Source organism: Vibrio sp. Vb0598 (genome assembly GCF_033338935.1).
Lineage (GTDB): Bacteria > Pseudomonadota > Gammaproteobacteria > Enterobacterales > Vibrionaceae > Vibrio > Vibrio alginolyticus.
In genome coordinates, this window is record NZ_JAWOTP010000067.1 from 1 (window position 1) to 1,884 (window position 1,884).

General features: G+C 48.2%; 1 protein-coding gene. It reads right to left on the minus strand.

Going from position 1 to position 1,884, the window contains the following annotated elements:
* On the minus strand, positions 1-1,884 hold a 1,884-nt coding region (locus R7Q38_RS22915; RefSeq protein ID WP_318114404.1), incomplete at both ends, for an EAL domain-containing protein.

Sequence of the window (1,884 nt, forward strand, 5' to 3'; positions counted from 1 at the left end):
GCACACCTCGCGATTGTGCACAAACTCTGCGACCGTTTCTGCATTAAACACCTGGCACAAACGCACCAACTGAGAAGCGATTTTTCGCTGCTTTAAATCCTTATCGATGTCTCGAATCAAGCTGCCATCCAGCTTTATCACTTCCGGCTCTAACTTTAAGATCTCATCAATATTGGAGTATCCAGAACCAAAATCGTCCACGATAATGCGCGCACCCAGTTTTCTGAAATGGCTGCACACTTCTATCATACGACCGTAATCTTTAATCTGTTCAGACTCCAGTACTTCCAGCCCTATCCGCGTCGAGTCATTCAACTGGCTGATTTCATGCTCCAGCAACATCAACGTTTTGTCGCTCAACAAATCTTGCGGAGACAGGTTAATCGAGAAATCCCCTTTCTTATCTCGCATGTAATGCAGCGTCGAGCGGATCATGTGACGACTCAATCTGGTGTACAAATGCGTGTCTGAGATGATCGGTAAAAATCGCCCTGGCGCAATCACTGTTCCGTCTTCTTCTAAAATCCGCACCAGACATTCTTGGCTGGCAGGAAGATGACTGTAAGCGTGCACAATCGGTTGGCTATACGTAATGATGTTCTGCTTAAGAATCGCGCGACTGACGCAACTCAACCACCCTAGTTGCTCTTTACGTACATCTTCACTGACTTCGATGTCTTTAGCGTTGCAAATATGCGTGTTGCTGCGAACGCCAGAACGACGCGCTTCTATGCCTTTTAATAAGAGCTCATCAGGAGAAGCCGAAGGAAAATCACGACGGCTAACCAAGCCACCACACAAGGAAATAGACAGGTAATCAATTTCGCGCAGGCCGAGCGGCTCAAAGTTAGTTTGCTCAACCGCATCAGCAAAACGAGTAAAGTGCTGTTTGATAGTCTCGCTACTTTGTTCAGCCTTAAACACAAAAGCCCACTCACCTACACCAATGCTGTACAGTTGCAGCGCCGCTGGCATGCCTAAGCGCTTTCTCAATCGATTGGTAAAATGCATCGACAGATCTTTGAGCAGCTGGTCTCCGACTCGATACCCGTACTTTTCGTTGATGTGGCTGAAATTGAGTAGCTTAAGCGTTAACAAATGCTCGTCACAATCGATGTGACTTAAGCGCTCTTGCAGCGCCACGCGATTTTGCAGCCCCGTGCGACTGTCACGACGGTAGCTTTCTTGTAACTTGCGAGTTTGACGGTCAAGTTGATAGCCCATGTGAGCGTTCATATGATTCAAATCGCCAATCGCATTGCGTATTAAGCTAAACAGCGGTGAAATCGAAGCGCTCACTTGCGGTTTAGGCAAATTCAGCGATTGCACCTCATCGCCTTCGCGCATCGCAAGGTACGTCAAACTGTGGTGAAGAATTTCTGGCTGGCCAATGTCACCATGTATTTCACCCATGCAGTAGCTGCCAAAGGTCGCGGCAATATCCATAAACGCCTGCACTTCATCGCTGCTATCAATAAAATCCAGCCGTGAGGCACAGTTGTAAATCATCACTACTTCTGGCTGATGCATAGCAAGTTCCACCACCCCATGACGCACTTGTTCTAACGTCAGAGAGGGATGGTTATAGCAAAACTGAACCTCATCACCGAGGCACCACGGCCTATCGAAACTCATGCTTCCATCGGCGTGAAGTTCTGTGACGGTACAAACTTCCTTGCGCCCCAACGTTTCTCGATACAACGGGAAACTGAGTAATTGGTTAATCGTCACGTCGTGCCCGTCGGCAAGATAATGCTTGTAAACATCGAGGGCTTTACGCTCTCCTAAGCAATACAAGCGCGTGCCTTTCGCATGCGTCACTTTGTGCGGCATGCCGATTGGGTTCCCCTCGGGATACGCGTCTGTCCCAGTTTTCAAAGTATC